Below are 19511 nucleotides of genomic sequence, written 5' to 3' on the forward strand. Positions count from 1 at the left end.
ACGACCGCATCTCTACACGATACTCGTTACCTCTCTATTGCGCTTACGAGGTTAGCTGCCGGATTCGGGCAAGAGAGTCGCCCTACTTCAGATTCCTATAACGGAACCTGATGATTCACCCCTTGAACGTTCGGACACCCGGATACTCGGATGTGCTTGCGTTCCGTTGGATCCCCCGCTCCTTGTCGTTTCCGCAAGGATTAAGCGTTGTTCGTTTGAACGAACCATGATGAGTCTAATGGTACCTGTTCCCTATAGGGTTGTAAAACGTCCTAGAACGACTTTAATCGTCGATTTACGACAAATTCGGCATTCGGGTCGCATACTTACGTGTCCATCTTCGAATTGCCCGTCATTCTCTTCCGTTTCCTTCCGCTTGCGCCAAATTTACCGAGAGCTATCGAACGAATGACTCGGCGATCAATTTTTGCTTAGCCAGAACGAACCTCCGCTCATCGATATCCCTCCGGGACGCAACTCCTCTTCAATCGGTTGCAAGATACTCAGCAATTCCGCGTCTTGGGAGATGAAATGACTAGGAAAAGTTACGCGGAATGCCGGGTTTGCGCCCTGAGCCAGCAAGTAAGCAGCCAGCATGTATTGTTCGTTGTAGAAGCGGTGGGACCAAGATGCGGGATAGTCGTCCGGCAAGAAAATATCATGAAAATGAATCCGTACGCCCGGCTTCAGGCGAGGCATGATTTCCAAAAACACGATGTTCGCGTCGGAGTTCTGAAAGACGTAATGGCTGCTGTCCACGAACAAAATATCTCCCGCCTCTAGTTCCTCGAACAGGCTTATATCCGTATTCTCCAACGGCTTCCTGATCACGTCGTCGCACAATTCATCGATTTCGTCCCGCGGGAACGGGTCGATGGAGACGATGGAAGTTCGCAACCCGTGATCGACGGCCGCCCGCTTCGCGAACTTGGTCGAATACCCCGAACCGATCTCGTAATATCGCGCCGGATCGGTTGTCGCCAACAAACCGTATAACGAGATCGCATCCAGGCCGCTAAACCATTCGTTGCGCCAGGAAGGCTGCTGCGGATTCAATACGTCCTGATCTAAGCCGATGCTCGCGAACTGTCCGCGCAGCTTAACGAATGAACGCAACTGCTCCGCATAGCTGGATCGATTGCCGTTGATGGCGTCATAGAGGGGGGTATGCCGCGGAAGCTCGCCTCCGAATCTCGGTTTCGGAACGATCGGGTAATTGACGTAGATCGGATACAATGAACTCATCCCATCGACTCCCTTCACCCCTAACCGTATTCCGTTCCTCTCCTTCTTGCGACTTATACTTGCCTACTCTGCTCTGCGCGTAGCAAACAAAAAAAACGGGAGGAGCGGCGCAAGCCGGCTCTTCCCGTTTCTCATAACCTAGCGTTCTTCTCCTTATTTCACGAAAAACGTCGCATCCGCCTGATCCAAAGCATTCGAGATCGACGAAATTTCCAACAAGCCGGCTCTGTGCCTCATGAAGGCTCCGGAAATGTTGTAGGACTCGAAGGATGTCGCCCAACCGTTCGAGAAACCGGAACGAATGTGCCAAGTCGCGTCGTTCTTGAACAACGTCGAATTGTCGTTCGCTTCCAGCCATACTTTCCCGTCCCGGTGTCTCAAATAATAGCCGGGGACGGTTACCGATTCGATCGATACCGCGGACGCGTTAGCCAGCCCGGGAACGATTCTCCATTGGGAATCGGCGGCGTACTGGGCTCCGTCGAGTTTGCCCCGCCCGCCGTTAAAGCGAATAAAGCTGCCTTGAATGTTGTAGCTTTCGAATTGATTCACCGGAATTTCGACGTCGACGCGCGTCGTCTTCCAATTCTGCGTATCGAGACCGTTCGCCGTCCACTGTATGACTTTCGTTCCGGGCAGCGCGCCCCCGCCGGCATTGTCCAACATCAAGCCGCTATGTTCGTTCATGCTCGTGTAATAACCGTTGCCTCTGTAGGCGAACTTCCATCGTTGCGTATCCAGGAAGTTATCCGTCCACAAGACGACGTTCGTCCCCGGTGTCGTAACTCCGTTAGGATCGTCCAAGACGAGATTATTGTTCACGTTCATTACCCTGAAGAAGCCGTTGCTCCGATAATCCGTCCGCCACCATTGGGTATCGGCGCTAAGATCTCCCCATTGAATGACCTTCGTTCCGGGAGGCGAGCCGCCGCCCGCGTTATCCAGCAAGAGACCGTTGTTTTGGTTAATGAGCTTATACGTTGCGCCCGATGCGAGAGCGGAGTCCAAATTCATCTGAGCGACGTTCGCCCTGATCTCGTTCCGGTTTCCTACCTTGACGCTGTTGAGTTCAAGCAGAAGCGAATGGTCTAGAGGCAGAAGCGTTCCGCTCCAGGCCGCAGGCGTGTTCTGATTGCTCCCCTTGACCGTCAGCGGCGCGTCGACTTGCGTCCACGTAGCTCCGTTATTGCCGCTAGTGAACATCTTATTGGCGGAAGAGACGACGTCCGTCATTCCGCGAACGTAGAACCTGCCGTTCGCGCTCCCGTCGTCGACGAAAGCGACTTCCGGAGTCTGGGACGCGCGGTAGATTCCCGTGCCGACTACGTTCCCGAGATTCGTAGGGCTGCCCCAGTTGATGCCGTCCGTCGAAGTTTTGAATCGGACCGCGAAGTTCGGAGTCGCTCCCAGCATTTCGAAGAACATGAAGTACGTTCCGTTCTTGGAACGGACGACTCTGGGCATTCCCGGCCGCCAATCCCAATTCGTATTGTCGCCGATAATGATGCTGTAATTGCCCCAAGTCAGTCCGCCGTCGCTGGAAATCTCCTGCGCGATCGCCTGATTATAGCCCGGTTGCCGTTCATCGGAATAGTAGCAGATCAGCCTGCCGTCGGCGGTGACCGCGAATTCGGGCTCCCAAGTCCGCTTCGTCCCAGCCGTTCCCCGCGCGGCCAAGTTGCTATGCAGCTGCCAAGTCGCGCCGTTATCCGAGCTTCTCCAAATATGGATCGTGTACGGAGCGTTGTTATCCCAATCCGTCGATGCGAACAACAACGTCCCCGCCGGTAAAGCCCCGACTTGCTGCGGCAGCACGTAAAGCGTGGTCATGCCTTGTTGATCCCTATTCAAACCAAAACTGTTCGGATCGATCTCGCTGTAGAGAGACCAGGTCAAACCGTTATCGGTGCTCCTGTAGAAAGGAAACGGCTGCATGCCGACCCAGTTCGTATTGCCTGGGAACTTACGCGTGAAGGTTGCGAGAATATCCCCGTTGCTCAGCTTGACCGCTCTCGTATAATACGGCTCGGGTTCCGCCGGATTACTGTATACGACCGATCCCGTCGTAGCCGCTTGAGCCGGGGCGATCATGATCGCCGAAGATAACAAAGTCAATGCGAAAGTAAGCAGAAGCAACGTTCTTAGCCTTTTCCTCATTTCATTCCCTCCGTTTATCGACAATCTACGAACGTTAAGAAACTCTCAAACTAAACTCTCATAAGTTGCTCTCCTACGAAACTCTCATTCCGTATTCCTCGCGATGAGATCATTCTCCCGAAGGCACGGCAATATCCCGCGCGTCTTCGACAGGAACTCCGAAATCCGGTCTGCCGTCCGGGCGCCAGCCGAATTTCTGAACCCTCGTGTTGCGAAGGCCGAGCTCGGCGCCGGGAAAAGGAAGAGCATGGAACACGATCCAATCCTCCTCTCCGTCCGGAGAAACGGTAAAGCTGTTGTGACCCGTGGCATATACTTCGTTTACTATGGATTTGCTGAATACGGGCTTTGAAGATTTCTCCCAAGAGGCAGCTTCCATCGGATCCGAATTTTCGCCCATCGTCAGCATGCCGAGCGAATAGTCTTCGGACCATGTCGTGCTAGCCGAATAAACAAGAAACACGAATCCGTTCCTCCGCAAAATGACCGGACCTTCGTTAATCGCCATGCCGCCTTGCTTTTCCCAATCGAGCGTAGGGGCCGTCAGCAACACATTGTCCGACTCCAACGTCCAAGGATTCGTCATGCGTACGATGTAGATGGCCGAACCGTAGTCGGGAAAATGACCATAACCTGCATAAAGAAAATAAAGACGATCGTGCAATACCATGACGGTGCCGTCCAAACCGGGAACGGCGGTCGGTAGAATCCCTTTCCATGTCCAATCGCCTATCGTCGGATCTTCTTCTCTGTTTTCGAGCACGCATATCCTACGGGTTTCGTCGCCTCCGCCATCGTTGGCGGTAAAGTAGACGTACCATTTGCCTTCCAATCTATGAATCTCGGGAGCCCACAGATTGTAGCTGTAAGGACCGCCCGCTTCCGGGGTCCAGATCACCTTCTTCTCGCCGTTCGCTACGCCGGTAATGGAGGCGGATTTGGTTAGCTCCAAGCATCCGAGCTGGGTGGACATAAAATAGTAATAGCCGTCGCTATGCTTCAGCATCCAAGGGTCGGCTGCTTTGTGGACGATCGGATTGCGGAACGTTGCGGTCATAAGTATATTCTCTCCTTCTTGGATGTAACGGGAGGGCTGTCGTCGGATGGAATAGGCCTATCCCTTGATTCCCGTCATGGTGATTCCTTCGACGAAATGCTTTTGCGCGAAAAAGAACAATAATAGCGTTGGGATCAGCGCCAGCACGGAGCCGGCCATAATATACGTCCATTGCGAAGTGTACTCGCCCTGAAACGACGCCAACACGAGCTGAAGCGTAAACTTCTCCGGAGAATTGATATAGATGAGCGGATTCAGAAAATCGTTGTAACCCGCCAGAAATCCGAGCAAACCTTGCGTAATGACGGCCGGTTTGGATAGAGGCAGCATGATGCGGATGAACGTTTGGAACGGATTTAGCCCGTCCACCTTGGCGGCATCCTCCAATTCCTTCGGAATCGTCATGAAAAATTGCCTAAGCAGGAACACTCCGGGGGCGGCTCCGAACATTCCCGGTATTATCAACGGAAGCCAGCTATCCACCCACCCGATATTTTTGAACAAGATAAAAGTCGGAATCATTGTCACGATACCCGGAATCATCATCGTGGCCAGCAGCATGACGAACAGCGCGTTTTTCGCGGGAAAATTCATCCTTGCGAACGCATACGCCGCCAGAGAGTTCATGAACAAACCGACCAGGCAAGGCAGAGTGATGACCAGCATCGTATTCAAATAACCGTGCCAGACGTTGGCCTCCGTCAATACGAAAACGTAATTGCTCCATTCGAAGCTTTCGGGTATCCATTTGGGCGGCATTTCGAATTCGAGCCCTTGTTCCTTCAGGGAAGTCGAGAGCATCCACAGAAAAGGAATGGCCATCACTAGCGATCCCGTCAGAAGGAAAAGGTACGCGAGGGTTTTGCTAACGTATTCGCCCGCTTTTTTCTTTTGTTGCCACGCGCCCGTTGCGGTTGCGGTATTCGACATTCGTTCTTCTCCCCCTATTCGTAGTGCACCCAGCGCCTGGACAACCAGAAGTTCAGCAGCGTGATGACCAGAATCAGCAAGCCCAACATCCAAGCGATTGCCGACGCGTACCCCATGCTCATATAGCGGAAAGCATTCTGGAACAAGTAGTACACGATCGTCGTCGTCGAGTAGTTCGGCCCTCCCTCCGTCATGATTTGGAACCGCGGAAAGTCCTGCAGAGCCGCTATGGTGGAGGTGATCAGAATATATAGCGTCGTCGGCGAAATGCAAGGCACCGTAATTCGGAAAAATCGTTGAAAACGATTAGCCCCGTCGATCTCCGCGGATTCGTGAAGACTCTTCGGAACACCCTGAAGCGCGGCCAGATACAGGATCATGTTAATTCCGAGAGTAGCCCAGACGCCTTGAATGATCATCGCCGGCATTGCCCAGCGTTCGCTGCTAAGCCAAGCCGGACCTTGTATGCCGACGAATTCCAGCAAGTAATTAAGCAAACCGTAGCTATCGTTGAAGATCCATTTCCATAGCAACGTCAGCGCGATGACCGAACTGATCGTCGGAAGAAAAAACAACGTTCGGAACAAGCCGATGCCGCGAATTTTTTGATTCAAAGCCGTAGCGATGCCTAGCGCCACCGCCATGCCGATCGGTATGCCAAGCGCGGCGTAGAAAGTGTTGTACATCGTTTTCCAGAACAGTTCGTCGTTCATAAGCTTCGCGTAATTGTCCGTTCCGTTAAATACCGGCGGTTGATACCCGCTGTATTCCGTAAAGCTGACGTAAACCGAATAACTGAGCGGAATAAAAGCAAACAGCAGAAAGCCCACGATCGGCGCGGAGACGAATAAATAGGCCCACAGGTATTCCTTGCGTTTCATGATTGTCCTCCATAACCAGAGTCGACAAGAAGGGAGAGACGCGTAACGCGCCCGTCCCTTCTACCGAAACGATTCTATACTGCCTCTATTACTTAAAGTTTCCCTCTATTATTAAAAGTTCAAAAAGTCAGGTTTTTGAACTACCTCTATTACTTAAATACGGCCGGGTTGCCTTCCTTGATCGCCTGATCGATCTTCGGCTTAAGCTCGTTCAACACGTCGACCGCCGTCTTCTTGCCCTCCCACATAGGCGCAAGCCCTTGCGTCAGCAGGTCGAACCACTTGGCGTTCGGCAAATTCGTCCATGGCCCCGGCACTTCGCTCTCGACCGCTTTAATGAACACGCTAGCATGCTCGGGCTTTTGTCCAGGTTGCAGGAAGACGTCCGTGTTCGCCATCGATTTGAAGCTCGGAATCGAGAAGCCCATCAACGCTTGTTCCTTCTGTCCTTCCGGTCCGCCCAAATATTCCACGAGCTTGTAAGCCGCGTCCGCTTGCTTCGTTTTGCTGTAGATTCCTAGACCCACCGAGCCGCTCCAGCCCGCCCATTGGTTCACCGGCAACGGCGCCACGTCCCAATCGAAGCTCAGCTTGCGGAATTCGGGAACCATCCAACGGCCGGTAATCATCATGGCCAGCTTGCCCGTCTTAAACATTTGGCCGTCGTTCATGTCCTTCAGCGCGGCCGCGTTCGGTACGACTTTGTGAACGTTGGAGAGGTCGGCAGCGAATTGCAGGGCGTCCGCCGCTTCTTTGCCGTTACCCAGAAACTCCTGCTTGTTATCGCTCAGGAATTTACCGCCGTTACCCAGCACGAAGCCTTCCCACCAGATCGGCCCCATCCCATACTGCTTGACCTTGCCGTTCTCCTCTACCGTCAATTTTTTCGCCGTATCCAGCAATTGCTCGAACGTCATCGGCGTATCCGCGCTTGGGAAAGGCACGTTCATTGCGTTAAAAATATCTTTATTGTAATAGAGAACGGTTGGTCCGATGTCTTTCGGCAACGCGTACAGCTTTCCTTGCCCGTTAGACGCCCCGTCGTAGCGATAGCGTACGAGCCCGGAATCCCACATGTCGGCCGTGTCGATGGAGCTGGCGCTTACGTAATCGTCGATCGGAAGCAGCAATCCTTGGCTGACCCAACGTCCGAAGTCGCCGTCCGGGACATAGAACACGTCAGGCGCGTCGCCTCCGGCCAGAATGGTGTTCATCTTACCGGCATAATCGGCCGGAATATGCATGTACTTGACTTTGATCGTCGGATTTTTCTCTTCGAAGCCTTTGATCAGCTTCGTGAACACTTCCTTCTCCGATGGATCGCCCCAACCGGCAAACTGGATATTCACCGTCTCGCCGGAATTCGAAGATCCTGACGGGCTGGACGCTTCGCCGCTCGCCGACGGCGCTTTGTCGTTGCCTCCGCATCCGATCAACCCGCCCGTAAGCACGACGACCGAAGTCAAACTCAGTAAACTTTTGCCCAACTTGCCGTTCTTTCGACTCATTGTTCATACACTCCCCTTTTATTCTCGTTATCTTCCTTTCTCTTTAATTATAGAGTCAACGCCTCGCCAAACAATTATGAAAACGCTTCAATCCCTTCGCAAAACAAAGCGATCCAAGAGCGATTTCGACGGTCGAAAACGAACATGGACGTTTATCGCGGTCTTTGGATGGCCAAGCATAAACGGTTATCGCCGTCCTCGGAATGCGAAGGAACTTTTATGTCGGAGGTGATTCAGAAATGCATAGCGTGAAACTTATAAATTCTGGAATCACGAACAAAAAGGCCGCCTCGAGGGCGACCGTTCATTCCTGTTTGCTTGATTAATGCGCATGTTGATTTTGTTTGCGCCACTCCAGCGGCGTAACTCCGACGGACTTGACGAATAGATCGTAGAATCGGCTGGACGAAGTAAATCCGACCTCCGAGGAAATGTAATCGATTGCCTTGTTCGTTTGTTGCAACAGCCTCTTGGCTTCTTCCAGGCGTAGATTGATAATGTATTGTTTCGGCGATATGCCGAGAATCTCCGAAAACTTTTTGCGCAACATACTCTCCGACAAGAAATGACGCGAAGCGATCTCGTTGATCGTAATAGGGGTGTTGTAGCACTGGTGAATTTCTTTTAACACTTCTTGAACGATTTCTCTATCGCTGGTTTTTTCGGTCGGGGCTTGCAGTGTCGCCGTGTTTCTGTGGAACAACAACAATATCGTTTCGAACGCTATCCTCATCAGATCGTACGAATCGTCCCGTTTCTCGTCCGACTTCCATTCCTTCTCCATCTGCGAAAGGCACAATTCAGCCCAACTCATATGCTCGTCATTCAAGCGGGAACTCCGGATCCGAACCGGCTGCCGATAAGCGTTCAGGAATAAATATTGACTATAGGCGGGAACTTTGTCATAGCTGAAGTGCACCGAGATGCCTTGCCATGGCTTCGTGCATACGAAACCGTGATGAAGCTTCGAAGGAATCAGGATCAGATCCCCCTTCGAGACTTTGATGTTCTGCTCTTGGGAGCTGTAGTACCCTTCCCCGTCCAGGATCAGAGTCAGTTCATCGTGCTCGTGCGAATGGGACATGAACAAGCCTTCGCCTAACTCGGCCTGAAAGGTATGAGGTTTAAACCGCTCTATGCTCGTAATGAAGCCTTTCCCCGCATGCTCCATGAGTCACTTCCTTTTTCCTGCTTGGTGCCACACCCGGAATCGATAGCTCAGGCTCGCAACTCTATTCTTCCATATTAACATGGGAATCGTTGCGGGATCTAGAGCCATCGGAGCCGAGGGGATTCGGCAGGAACGCCTTTCGATACGGACGACGGAATTAGATGCTCCAATGCTGCCAGTCCTGCTGACGTTTCTCATGAGTCGCCAGCCAATCCAAAGTCGATCGGTACAACTCTGCTTTATGGACTCCTTTGGAATACGTGTGGTCGGCCTGGAACAGAATATTCTTGTCGCAGCGACCTTCGCCCCTTAGCCAGAATGTTTTCTCTAACAAGAAGCTGTAATCCGTAGGAATCGTATCGTCCGATGTCCCGTGCGCGATAAATACGTCCCCGTGAAATTTCGGCGCTTCTTGGAAGGGCTGATGCTGCTGCAGAGATTCGAAAAACTCCGGCTTCAGCGTATACCCTTGATAGTCCGAATACCCCTTCTTCACGGTCTCGTCATACGCGCCGCGGCCGACGATTTTTAAGATATCATTGAACGGATGCGCAACCGGCGACCATAGGGCAAGCGACTTCACCCGGCGATCCTTCGTTCCGGTCAACAGCGCGACTGCTCCCCCGAGACTGTGTCCAAGCAAAGTTACGCGCAGCGGATCCACGCAATCCAAGCTGAGACCGTAATCGAGTACCGAGCGCGTCTGGGCGATCATGGAGTCGATCCCATGCTCCCCGTATACCCCTTCGCTTTCTCCGCAGCCCGCATAATCGAAGCGAATAACGAGAAACCCCCTTCGCGCCAATTCCCGGCTAGCAAGCAGGAACAATCTATCTACGCCGATACGGCTGCCGATAAATCCGTGGCAGATGACGACGAGAGGCATTTTTTTCTCCGAGCAGCCTCCGTCCTTGACCGGGTAATGTATCGTAGCCGTTAAGTTAAGCTCTTCATGACGAATCGTAATCTGTTTTTCCATCTGCAACCCCTCATTTCCTTTAATTCCGATGTAATTAGTATGAATTAAATTTAACACCATCATCGAAATCTGTCAACCGATAGCTCGGAAAAAAGGCGTTTGTTTCTTTTCCGTCTTTTTAGGGAAGATTAGACCTATTCTAGAAGGTACGTCGCATAGTCTGCGATTCCTTCACGAGGAGATGACAACCATGGAAAGCTTCGTTCGATGGGTTTCAGCCCATGCCGAGATCGCTCTGCTCATCGTCGTCACGATCTTCGCCGTATCTTATATTATCTCTCACCGAAAATCGTTGTTTTATAAAGAATAGCCGTCGAGATCGCCTTGATTAGCAAGGTTTCGATCTCGACGGCTATACATGTTGTAGAGAATTAGACAAGCGCCTTGGCGGCAATGTCCGTACGGTTCTGCTTGCCTTCGAACGAGATTCCGGCAGCGGCGGCGTAAGCGTTAGCTCGCGCTTCGGCGATTCCGGCTCCCCGGCCTACGATGCCGAGTACGCGACCGCCGTTCGTGACGATTTGGCCGTCTTTCAGTGCGGTCCCCGCATGGAATACCAATGCTCCCGGCGTGCTCACATTGTCCAAACCTTCGATCGGGAAGCCTTTCGGATACGAGCCGGGATATCCTCCGGAAGCGAGCACGACGCAAACGGCCGCCTCGGCGCTCCACTTGATGTCGATATCCTTCAAAGTACCGTCGATGGACGCTAGGAAGATGTCCAGCAATTCCGTCTCCAGGCGCGGCAACACGACTTGCGTTTCCGGATCTCCGAAACGAGCGTTGAATTCGATCGTTTTCGGGCCGTCCTTGGTAATCATGAGGCCCGCGAACAATACGCCGCGGAAGGGACGACCCTCAGACACCATCGCGCGAGCGGTCGGCTTGATGATGTTCTCGATCGAATCGTCGATGATCGATTGCGCGATGTGCGGCAGAGGAGAATACGTCCCCATGCCGCCCGTGTTCGGCCCCTTATCGTTGTCGAACACTTGCTTGTGATCTTGCGCGGGCGACATCGCGCGTACCGTTTCCCCGTCTACGAACGCCAAGATCGACATTTCCTGTCCTTCGAGGAATTCCTCGATGACGACTTTGTCTCCGGCTGCTCCGAACGACTTGTCCACCATTGTTTCTTGTAGAGCTTTGTCGGCTTCCTCGCGCGTGAAGCATACGGACACGCCTTTACCAGCAGCCAGACCGTCCGCTTTAATAACGATCGGCAACGACTGCTGCATCAAGTATGCCGAAGCTGCCTCGTAGTCGGTAAACGTTTCGTATTTGGCAGTCGGTATGTCGTATTTGCGAAGCAGGTCCTTCATGAAGATTTTGCTGCCTTCGATTTCCGCCGCGTTCTTGCGGGGGCCGTATACCGGAATCGATGCCGCCTCGAATTCGTCTACGATTCCCGCCGCCAAAGGATCGTCAGGTCCTACGACGACGAGATCGATCGCCTTCTCCTTCGCGAACGTCACGAGTCTCGCGAACTCCAACTCGCCGATATCGACGTTGTCCGCCAGTTCCGCTGTTCCGGCATTCCCCGGCGCGCAATAGATTTGTTCGATTCTCGCGCTTTTCTTCAGCGCCCAGATGATCGCATGCTCGCGCCCGCCCCGTCCGATGACTAGAACTTTCACTATCGCTTCCTCCTCCGATACAACATAATTCCTATATAACTGAACCCGATAACGTTATCGCATAACGCAATTTACACCTGACCCGACACTTTCGTGAGTAATAGCATTACCTCGTAACGCTATTAATCTCCAATTGCCGACTTTTACAACCTCAACCTCACAATAACGTTATCCTGTAACGTTATGACCCACGATAGTTTGTCCATCTAAGGAAATAACGTTACGTCGTACCTTATTCCGTCGAAAGGCTGGGATGAGCGAGTTGTCGCACAAGATAGAGTACTTAGAGTACCTTAACCCATTACATGCCAGCACCCGAGTCGAGATAGAGTACTGAGAGTACATTATCTTCGGCGGATGATGGGAATGAGCGAGTTGGTTCACAGGTTAGAGCACTCAGAGTACCCTAACCCGACCAATTGCAGCACCCGAGCCGAGATAGAGCACTGAGAGTACCTTATCTTCGCCTAATGATGGGGATGGTCGAATTGGTGCACAGTGGCGCACAAATTAGAGTACTCTACAATTAATGTTTGAAATGGCGAACGCCGGTTACGACCATGGCAATGTTGTTGGCGTTAGCCGCCGCGATCGATTCCGCGTCTTTAATGGAGCCGCCCGGCTGAATAATCGCCGTAATTCCCGCTTTAGCGGCAAGCTCGACCGTATCTCCCATCGGGAAGAAAGCATCGGAAGCAAGCACCGCGCCCTTCGCTTTATCTCCCGCTTGTTCGATCGCGATTCGAGCCGCGCCTACGCGGTTCATTTGACCGGCGCCGACGCCGACCGTCATGCTGTCGCTAGCTAATAGAATCGCGTTCGACTTCACGTGTTTGACGACTTTCCAAGCGAACAGCAATTGCTTAAGCTCATCATCCGTCGGCTTGCGATCCGACACGACCGTGATATCCCCGTCGCTCAAGCTGTGTACGTCGCTTTGCTGCACGAGCATTCCGCCTTCGACGCTCGTTACCAACCATTCCGAATTGCGCTCCGCGGCGGAAGGCAACTCGCCGATACGCATTAGACGAATGTTTTTCTTGCGTTGCAAAATCTCCAATGCTTCCGGAGTGAATTCCGGCGCAATGATAATTTCCAGGAACAATTCGCCTAAGCGAGTTGCCGTCTCGGCTCCGATCGTCCGGTTAGCCGCGATGATGCCGCCGAAAATCGAAGTCGGATCGGATTCGTAAGCCTTCACGTAGGCCTCGTCGATATTTGCACCGATACCAACTCCGCAAGGGTTCATATGTTTAACCGCCACGACGGCCGGCTCGTTGAATTCCTTCACGATCGCCAGAGCGGCGTTCGCGTCGTTGATGTTGTTGTAGGACAATTCCTTGCCGTGCAATTGCTCCGCGGACGTGATATTCCCGGACGTCGCCAACGGCTTGCGATAGAAAGCGGCTTTCTGATGCGGATTCTCGCCGTAGCGAAGCTCCTGCACCTTCTCGTAAGTGACCGTAAGGCTATCAGGCAACGGATCGTCAAGTTGTTTGGCAAAATAATCGGAGATCAGCGCATCGTAAGCGGAAGTGTGGCGGAATACTTTGGCTGCCAGGCGCTTGCGCGTTTCGAGAGTCGTATCTCCTCCGCCGCGGATTTCCTCCAGCACTTGGGCATAATCGCCGGCATCCACGACAACGGTAACGAAGGCGTGGTTTTTGGCCGCGGAGCGAAGCATCGTCGGACCGCCGATATCGATATTCTCGATCGCGTCTTCATAAGAAACGTTCGGTTTAGAGATCGTTTCTTTGAAAGGATACAAGTTTACGACAACGAGATCGATATAGTCCAAATTCAACTCTTCCATAGCTTTAATATGCTCGGCATCGTCACGAATCGCCAGCAATCCGCTATGAACGGCCGGATGCAACGTTTTTACGCGTCCGTCGAGAATTTCAGGAAATCCCGTCACCTCGGAAATGCCGATGACCGGCACGTTTTCCTTCTCCAGCAACGTTTTCGTTCCGCCTGTCGATATTACCTGTACGCCTTGCTGTGCAAGCTCTCGGCACAATTCCACGATTCCGGTTTTGTCCGAGACGCTGACCAGCGCTCTTCTGATCGCCACGAATGAATCCTCCGTTCAGTTGTTTATCGTTACTTTGCGTCCGTTTAACCTAACCCGATCTTCCGCGATCCAGCCGACTACCTTGGGCAACAGCTCATACTCCGCTTGCTGAATTCGGGCACCCAGCGTTTCCAATGTATCTTGATCCCGTATTTCCACCGCTTGTTGGGCGATAATCGGCCCGGTATCCGTGCCCCCGTCCACGAAGTGAACGGTTGCGCCCGTTATTTTCGCCCCGTATTCCAACGCTTGCCCGATCCCGTTGATCCCCGGAAAAGCCGGAAGCAACGCCGGATGGACGTTAATCATTCGACCATAGTAGGGCTCGACGAGTACGCTCGTGACAAGTCTCATATAGCCTGCCATGACGATGAGGTCAATGCCGCGCTCTTGCAGATTAGCCACGATCTCTTCCTCGTAGGCTTCCCTCGTAGGATACGACTTCGGAGTAAACGTATACGTCTCGACCTCGAAGCTGCGCGCGCGTTCGAGCACGTAGGCGGATGGCTTGTCGCAAACGACAAGCTCGATCTTCGCGTTGATTTTTCCCGCTTGAACCGCTTCGGCCAACGCTTGAAAATTGCTCCCGCTGCCGGAAGCAAATACCGCTATCTTAATCGGAGCGGAAGGCTTTATCGCCTTCCCTTCTCCTCCATTGCTTGCGATCATGGCAATTCAACGCCTTCGAACGTAACGATCTTGGAACCGGACGTGACCGTACCAATACGATACGCTTGCTCGCCTTGCGCTTTCGCTACCTCCAAAGCATGCTCGGCTTGCTCAGCAGGAACGACAAGCACCATGCCTACGCCCATGTTGAAAGTCGTATACATGTCGCGATCGGTAATGTTGCCCGCTTGCTGCATCAAACCGAAGATCGGCAACACAGGCCAGGAGCCGCGGTTGATATCCACGTTCACGCCTTCCGGCAAAACGCGCGGAATGTTTTCGATGAAGCCGCCGCCCGTAATGTGCGCCATGCCTTTGATCGTAACGTTTTCCAACAAATTAAGAATTTGTTTTACGTAGATACGAGTTGGTTCGATGAGTACGTCACCGAGGGTTTTACCTTCTAACTCAGCAGGCTTGTCCGTCAGAGAATAGCCGCTCTGTTCCAGAAGCAATCTGCGAACGAGCGAAAACCCATTGGAATGAATGCCGCTGGAAGCTAGTCCGATAACCGCATCTCCGGCTTGAATCGTCGAACCGTCGATCGCTTTCTTGCGATCCACGATACCGACCGTAAAACCCGCGATATCGTATTCGCCTTCGGAATACATGCCCGGCATCTCCGCCGTTTCGCCGCCGATCAACGCGCAACCGGCTTGCTGACATCCATCAGCAACGCCTTTAACGATCGCTTCGATTTTCTCCGGAATGACTCTGTCGCAAGCCAAGTAATCAAGGAAGAAAAGCGGCTCGGCGCCCGTAACGATAACGTCGTTCACGCACATCGCTACCGCGTCGATCCCGATCGTGTCGTGCTTGTCCATCGCGAACGCCAGCTTCAGCTTCGTGCCGACGCCGTCCGTGCCGCTGACGAGAACAGGCTCCTCGTACTTGTCTTTGTTCAGGCTGAACAGCCCGCCGAATCCGCCGAGCCCCGTTAACACTTCCGGACGGAACGTCTTCTTGACGTGTTTCTTCATCCGTTCGACCGCTTCGTTGCCGGCTGCGATATCGACTCCGGCTTCTTTGTACGCTTCGGACAATGGTTTCACTCCCTTTAACTTATAGGCACGCAAGGTGGGCTTACTCTCCTCGCCCGCTCACTACTCTCACTCATTTAAGTTCGCCCGGCGAACTTATTTCATTCTCGCGAGCCACTTTCGCTCATTTAAGCTCGCCTAGCGACCTTATTTCATTCTCGCGAGCCACTTTCGCTCATTTAAGGTCGCCTAGCGACCTTATTTCATTCTCGCGAGCTACTTTCGCTCATTTAAGCTAGCCCGGCGACCTTATTTCATTCTCGCGAGCCACTTTCGCTCATTTAAGCTCGCCCGGCGACCTTATTTCATTCTCGCGAGCCACTTTCGCTCATTTAAGCTCGCCCGGCGACCTTATTTCATACTCGCGAGCCACTTTCGTTCAATTAAGCTCGCCTGGCCCCTCACCCGTCAGTCGCAGCTGCAGGAAGTCAGCTTAGCGTCTTCGAACTCGACGGGGGTTGGATAGTCGTTGTTGAAGCAAGCTAAGCACAAACCCCGATTATACTCGTCGTCGTGCCCGCCGACGGAGTCGATCAAGCCCTTCTCGCTTAAGAAATAAAGCGAGTCGGCGTTAATCGCCTGACGAATTTCCTCCACCGTTTTGCTGGAAGCGATCAGGTCCGCCGGGTTCGGCGTATCGATGCCATAGTAACAAGGATTCATGAATGGCGGCGAAGTTATACGCACGTGCACCTCTAAGGCGCCTGCTTCGCGAAGCATGTTTACGATCCGCAGCGAAGTCGTGCCCCGAACGATCGAGTCGTCGATCATGACGACCCGCTTGCCCTCGACGACTTTGCGTACGGCGGACAGCTTCATTTTCACGCCTTTCTCGCGAAGCTCTTGAGAGGGCTGGATAAAAGTACGTCCGGTATATTTATTTTTGATCAAACCTAGCTCGTAAGGAATACCCGTCTGCTCCGCATAACCGATCGCAGCCGAAATACTCGAATCCGGCACGCCGGTCACGATATCCGCGTCGACGAACGACTCTTGCGCAAGCTGCTGCCCCATCCGTTTACGGGAGGAATGCAGGTTCACGCCGTAGATGTCGCTGTCCGGCCTTGCGAAATAGATATACTCCATCGCGCATACCGCGCGGCGCTGCATCGGCGCAAAACGATCTTCCCGCAAGCCGTTCTGATCGAGCACGAGCAGTTCGCCCGGCTGTACGTCCCGAACGTAGACCGCTCCGATCGTTTCCAAAGCGCACGATTCGGAAGCGAAAATATACGCATCGCCTAAGCGCCCCATGACGAGCGGACGAAGACCGTGGGAATCGCATGCCGCGATCAATTGACCCTGCGTCTGAATCAGGAACGCAAAGCCCCCGATCAAGCGGGAGAAAGCGTCCTTAACCGCCTCCACGAGATTTTTGGGAGAACGGGCGATCAGATGGGCGATGACCTCGGTATCGCTTGTCGTCTGGAAGATCGAACCTAAGTCTTCTAACTCTTTGCGAATGCCCGGCTCGTTAACCAAGTTACCGTTCGTGCATACCGCCAAGTCCCCTCCGCGATATTTGAACACGAGAGGTTGCGCGTTACCCAGTCCGCTTCCGCCGGCTGTCGAGTAACGAACATGGCCGATCGCTTGACTACCTTTTAACGATTCTAAAATGTCGCGGTCGAACACTTCTTTGACGAGCCCCATCCCCCGATGGTAATGGAACGTGCCGTCGTTCGAAGTGCAGATTCCGCAGCTTTCTTCGCCGCGGTGCTGCAACGCATGCAAACCGTAATAAGATAGATTGGCCGCATCGGGATGACCGAACACCCCGAATACGCCGCACTCTTCCTTTAATTTGTCGAAAATAGAGTCTTTGCTGCCGTTGCCCTCGTTGTAATAGTCCCCGGTCCAGAGCTGAGTCACTGCTGTTCCCCCATTTGCAACACTTGGTGTCATGCTTGATTACCGACCATATGATTAGGAATCGCTTGTTTCCACACCTGGCGAAGCTCGGCGATCGATGCGTCGATCGCATCGTGCCCTCCGATATTCACTTTCAGACGATCGCCCGCAACCGTACCGAGACGTTCGACCGGAACTCCGGCAAGCGTAATCGCGACCACAAGTTTGTCCGCAAGTTCAGGCTTAGCCGTAAGAAGGATACGAGATTGCGATTCGCTGAACAACGCGATATCCGGACGAAGATTCGATTCGAACGTGACGTTGGCGCCAAGTCCGCGACCGAAGCCCGCTTCCGCAAGAGCTGCTGCCAACCCGCCCTCGGACAAGTCATGCGCCGAAGCGACAAGACCTTGCTGAATAACGCTAAGCACCGTTTTATGCAGCTTCTGCTCCGTAGCCAGATCAAGCTCCGGAGGGCGGCCTTCCGTTACGCCGTGAACCGCGTATTGGAATTCGCTGCCGCCGATTTCCGCTTTCGTCTCGCCAAGCAGGAAAATGACGTCCCCTTCGGCTTTAAACTCTTGCGTCGTAATGTGATCCGTATCATGTACGAGACCGACCATGCCGACCACTGGCGTCGGGTAGATCGCGCCGCGCGTATTCTCGTTGTAAAGCGATACGTTACCGCCGATGACCGGAGTATCGAGCACGCGGCAAGCTTCCGCCATGCCGTCCACCGCTTTCTCCATTTGCCAGAAAATTTCCGGCTTTTCCGGGCTGCCGAAGTTCAGGTTGTCCGTAATCGCGAGCGGCTCTGCGCCGGAACACACGATATTACGACCAGCTTCCGCTACCGCGATTTTCCCGCCGACTTCCGGGTCAAGATACACATAACGGCCATTGCAGTCCGTCGTCATCGCAAGACCTTTGCGCGTACCGCGAATCGTAACGACGGCAGCATCCGAACCTGGGCGAACCGCAGTCTCGGTGCGAACCATATAATCGTATTGATTATAAACCCACTCTTTGCTCGCAAGCGACGGAGAACCGAGCACTTTTTTCAGCGCGGCGTTCAGGTCGAGTACTTGCTCGTAGCGGTTCGTATCGATGGATCCGTTTTTCAAATAGTACTCGGGAACTTGCGACGGTTTCTCGTAGATCGGGCAATCGTCGACAAGCGCGTGAACCGGCATATCGCCGACTAGCTCGCCCTTGTGGAACAGTTTCAGACGACCATCGTCAGATACTTTGCCGACCTTCGCGCAATGCAGTCCCCAACGCTCGAAAATCCCTTTCGCTTGCGCCTCGTGTTGTGGTTCGCAGACGAACAACATCCGCTCTTGCGACTCGGACAGCATCATCTCGTAAGCCGTCATGCCTTCTTCGCGCTGCGGAACTTCATCCAGATAGAGCTCCATACCATTACCGGCTTTGCTCGCCATCTCCGCGCTCGAACAAGTCAATCCCGCCGCGCCCATATCTTGAATACCGAGTACGATACCGGAATCGATCAGCTCCAGAGTAGCCTCCATAACCAGCTTCTCCATGAACGGATCGCCGACTTGCACGGCCGAACGCTTCGCTTCGGATGCCGCGGATAAATCCTCGGATGCGAAAGTCGCGCCGTGGATTCCGTCGCGTCCGGTTGCAGGACCTACGTAGAACACCGGGTTCCCGATTCCTTTGGCAACGCCGCGTTGGATTTTGTCGTGGTCGATCAGACCTACGCACATCGCGTTTACGAGCGGATTGCCTTCATAGGCTTCATCGAACATGATTTCTCCGGCTACCGTCGGGATTCCGATACAGTTCCCGTAGCCCGCGATCCCGCTGACCACGTGCTCGAACAGGTAACGAACGCGATCGTTCTCGAGACGTCCGAAACGCAAGGAGTTAAGCAAAGCGATAGGACGAGCGCCCATCGAGAAAATATCGCGAATGATCCCGCCGACGCCTGTCGCCGCGCCTTGGTAAGGCTCGACCGCTGACGGATGGTTGTGGGATTCGATCTTGAACACGACCGCTTGATTATCGCCGATATCGACGATTCCGGCGCCTTCGCCAGGTCCCATCAATACGCGAGGTCCCGTGATCGGGAATTTCTTTAAGAGGGGTTTCGAGTTTTTGTACGCGCAGTGCTCGGACCACATTACGCTGAATACGCCGATTTCCGTGTAGTTCGGTTTACGTCCCATGAAGCCGCAAATAAGGTCGTATTCCTTGTCCGATACTCCGAATTGCTTATATATTTTCTGTTCCGCGATTTGCTCGACAGTTGGTTCCTTAGCGGATACTTGCTGCGCCATTACGTT

General features: G+C 53.2%; 14 protein-coding genes and 1 riboswitch. All 14 genes read right to left on the minus strand.

The genetic code is table 11. The annotated features are described in order from the left end of the window. Positions 1-25 precede the first annotated feature (25 nt). A riboswitch (cyclic di-AMP (ydaO/yuaA leader) is annotated at positions 26-217 on the minus strand. Positions 218-420: 203 nt separating this feature from the next. The 14 genes from HH215_RS17230 to purL all read right to left on the minus strand — a co-directional run bounded on the left by HH215_RS17230 (position 421) and on the right by purL (position 19505). Next, a complete protein-coding gene (locus HH215_RS17230) occupies positions 421-1245 on the minus strand; it encodes a class I SAM-dependent methyltransferase (RefSeq protein WP_169281037.1) in 825 nt (274 codons plus the stop codon). Positions 1246-1398: 153 nt separating this feature from the next. Then, entirely contained in the window at positions 1399-3402 is a 2004-nt protein-coding gene (locus tag HH215_RS17235) for an AbfB domain-containing protein (protein WP_169281038.1), read from the minus strand. 109 nt (positions 3403-3511) lie between these two features. After that, entirely contained in the window at positions 3512-4465 is a 954-nt protein-coding gene (locus HH215_RS17240; protein WP_169284437.1) for a glycoside hydrolase family 43 protein, read from the minus strand. A gap of 51 nt (positions 4466-4516) precedes the next feature. Beyond that, positions 4517-5389 (minus strand): carbohydrate ABC transporter permease, encoded by an 873-nt coding sequence (locus HH215_RS17245; RefSeq protein ID WP_169281039.1) that lies wholly within the window; start codon positions 5387-5389, stop codon positions 4517-4519. A gap of 14 nt (positions 5390-5403) precedes the next feature. After that, complete coding sequence (locus HH215_RS17250; RefSeq protein WP_169281040.1) at positions 5404-6270, minus strand: carbohydrate ABC transporter permease; 867 nt, start codon at positions 6268-6270, stop codon at positions 5404-5406. Between the two features lie 149 nt (positions 6271-6419). Then, positions 6420-7778, minus strand: a complete 1359-nt coding sequence (locus tag HH215_RS17255; protein ID WP_169281041.1) for an ABC transporter substrate-binding protein — start codon at positions 7776-7778, stop codon at positions 6420-6422. Positions 7779-8100: 322 nt separating this feature from the next. Beyond that, positions 8101-8949 (minus strand): AraC family transcriptional regulator, encoded by an 849-nt coding sequence (locus tag HH215_RS17260; protein ID WP_169281042.1) that lies wholly within the window; start codon positions 8947-8949, stop codon positions 8101-8103. 157 nt (positions 8950-9106) lie between these two features. Then, on the minus strand, positions 9107-9928 hold the full coding sequence (locus HH215_RS17265) for an alpha/beta hydrolase family protein (RefSeq protein ID WP_169281043.1): 822 nt from the start codon (positions 9926-9928) through the stop codon (positions 9107-9109). Positions 9929-10299: 371 nt separating this feature from the next. Next, entirely contained in the window at positions 10300-11565 is a 1266-nt protein-coding gene (gene purD / locus HH215_RS17270; RefSeq protein ID WP_169281044.1) for a phosphoribosylamine--glycine ligase, read from the minus strand. A gap of 526 nt (positions 11566-12091) precedes the next feature. Further along, entirely contained in the window at positions 12092-13639 is a 1548-nt protein-coding gene (purH, locus tag HH215_RS17275; protein ID WP_169281045.1) for a bifunctional phosphoribosylaminoimidazolecarboxamide formyltransferase/IMP cyclohydrolase, read from the minus strand. Positions 13640-13654: 15 nt separating this feature from the next. Beyond that, the gene (purN, locus tag HH215_RS17280) at positions 13655-14308 is read right to left on the minus strand and encodes a phosphoribosylglycinamide formyltransferase (RefSeq protein WP_169281046.1); all 654 of its coding nucleotides are present in this window, start codon (positions 14306-14308) and stop codon (positions 13655-13657) included. Beyond that, a complete protein-coding gene (gene purM / locus HH215_RS17285) occupies positions 14305-15351 on the minus strand; it encodes a phosphoribosylformylglycinamidine cyclo-ligase (RefSeq protein WP_169284438.1) in 1047 nt (348 codons plus the stop codon). The genes purN and purM overlap by 4 nt, the downstream gene beginning before the upstream one ends. Positions 15352-15756: 405 nt before the next feature. Beyond that, positions 15757-17253, minus strand: coding sequence for an amidophosphoribosyltransferase (gene purF, locus HH215_RS17290; RefSeq protein WP_169281047.1), 1497 nt, complete (start codon positions 17251-17253; stop codon positions 15757-15759). After that, positions 17250-19505, minus strand: a complete 2256-nt coding sequence (purL, locus tag HH215_RS17295) for a phosphoribosylformylglycinamidine synthase subunit PurL (RefSeq protein WP_169281048.1) — start codon at positions 19503-19505, stop codon at positions 17250-17252. Before purL ends, purF begins: the two co-directional genes overlap by 4 nt. Positions 19506-19511: the final 6 nt, after the last annotated feature.

The organism is Cohnella herbarum (genome assembly GCF_012849095.1).
Taxonomy (GTDB): domain Bacteria; phylum Bacillota; class Bacilli; order Paenibacillales; family Paenibacillaceae; genus Cohnella; species Cohnella herbarum.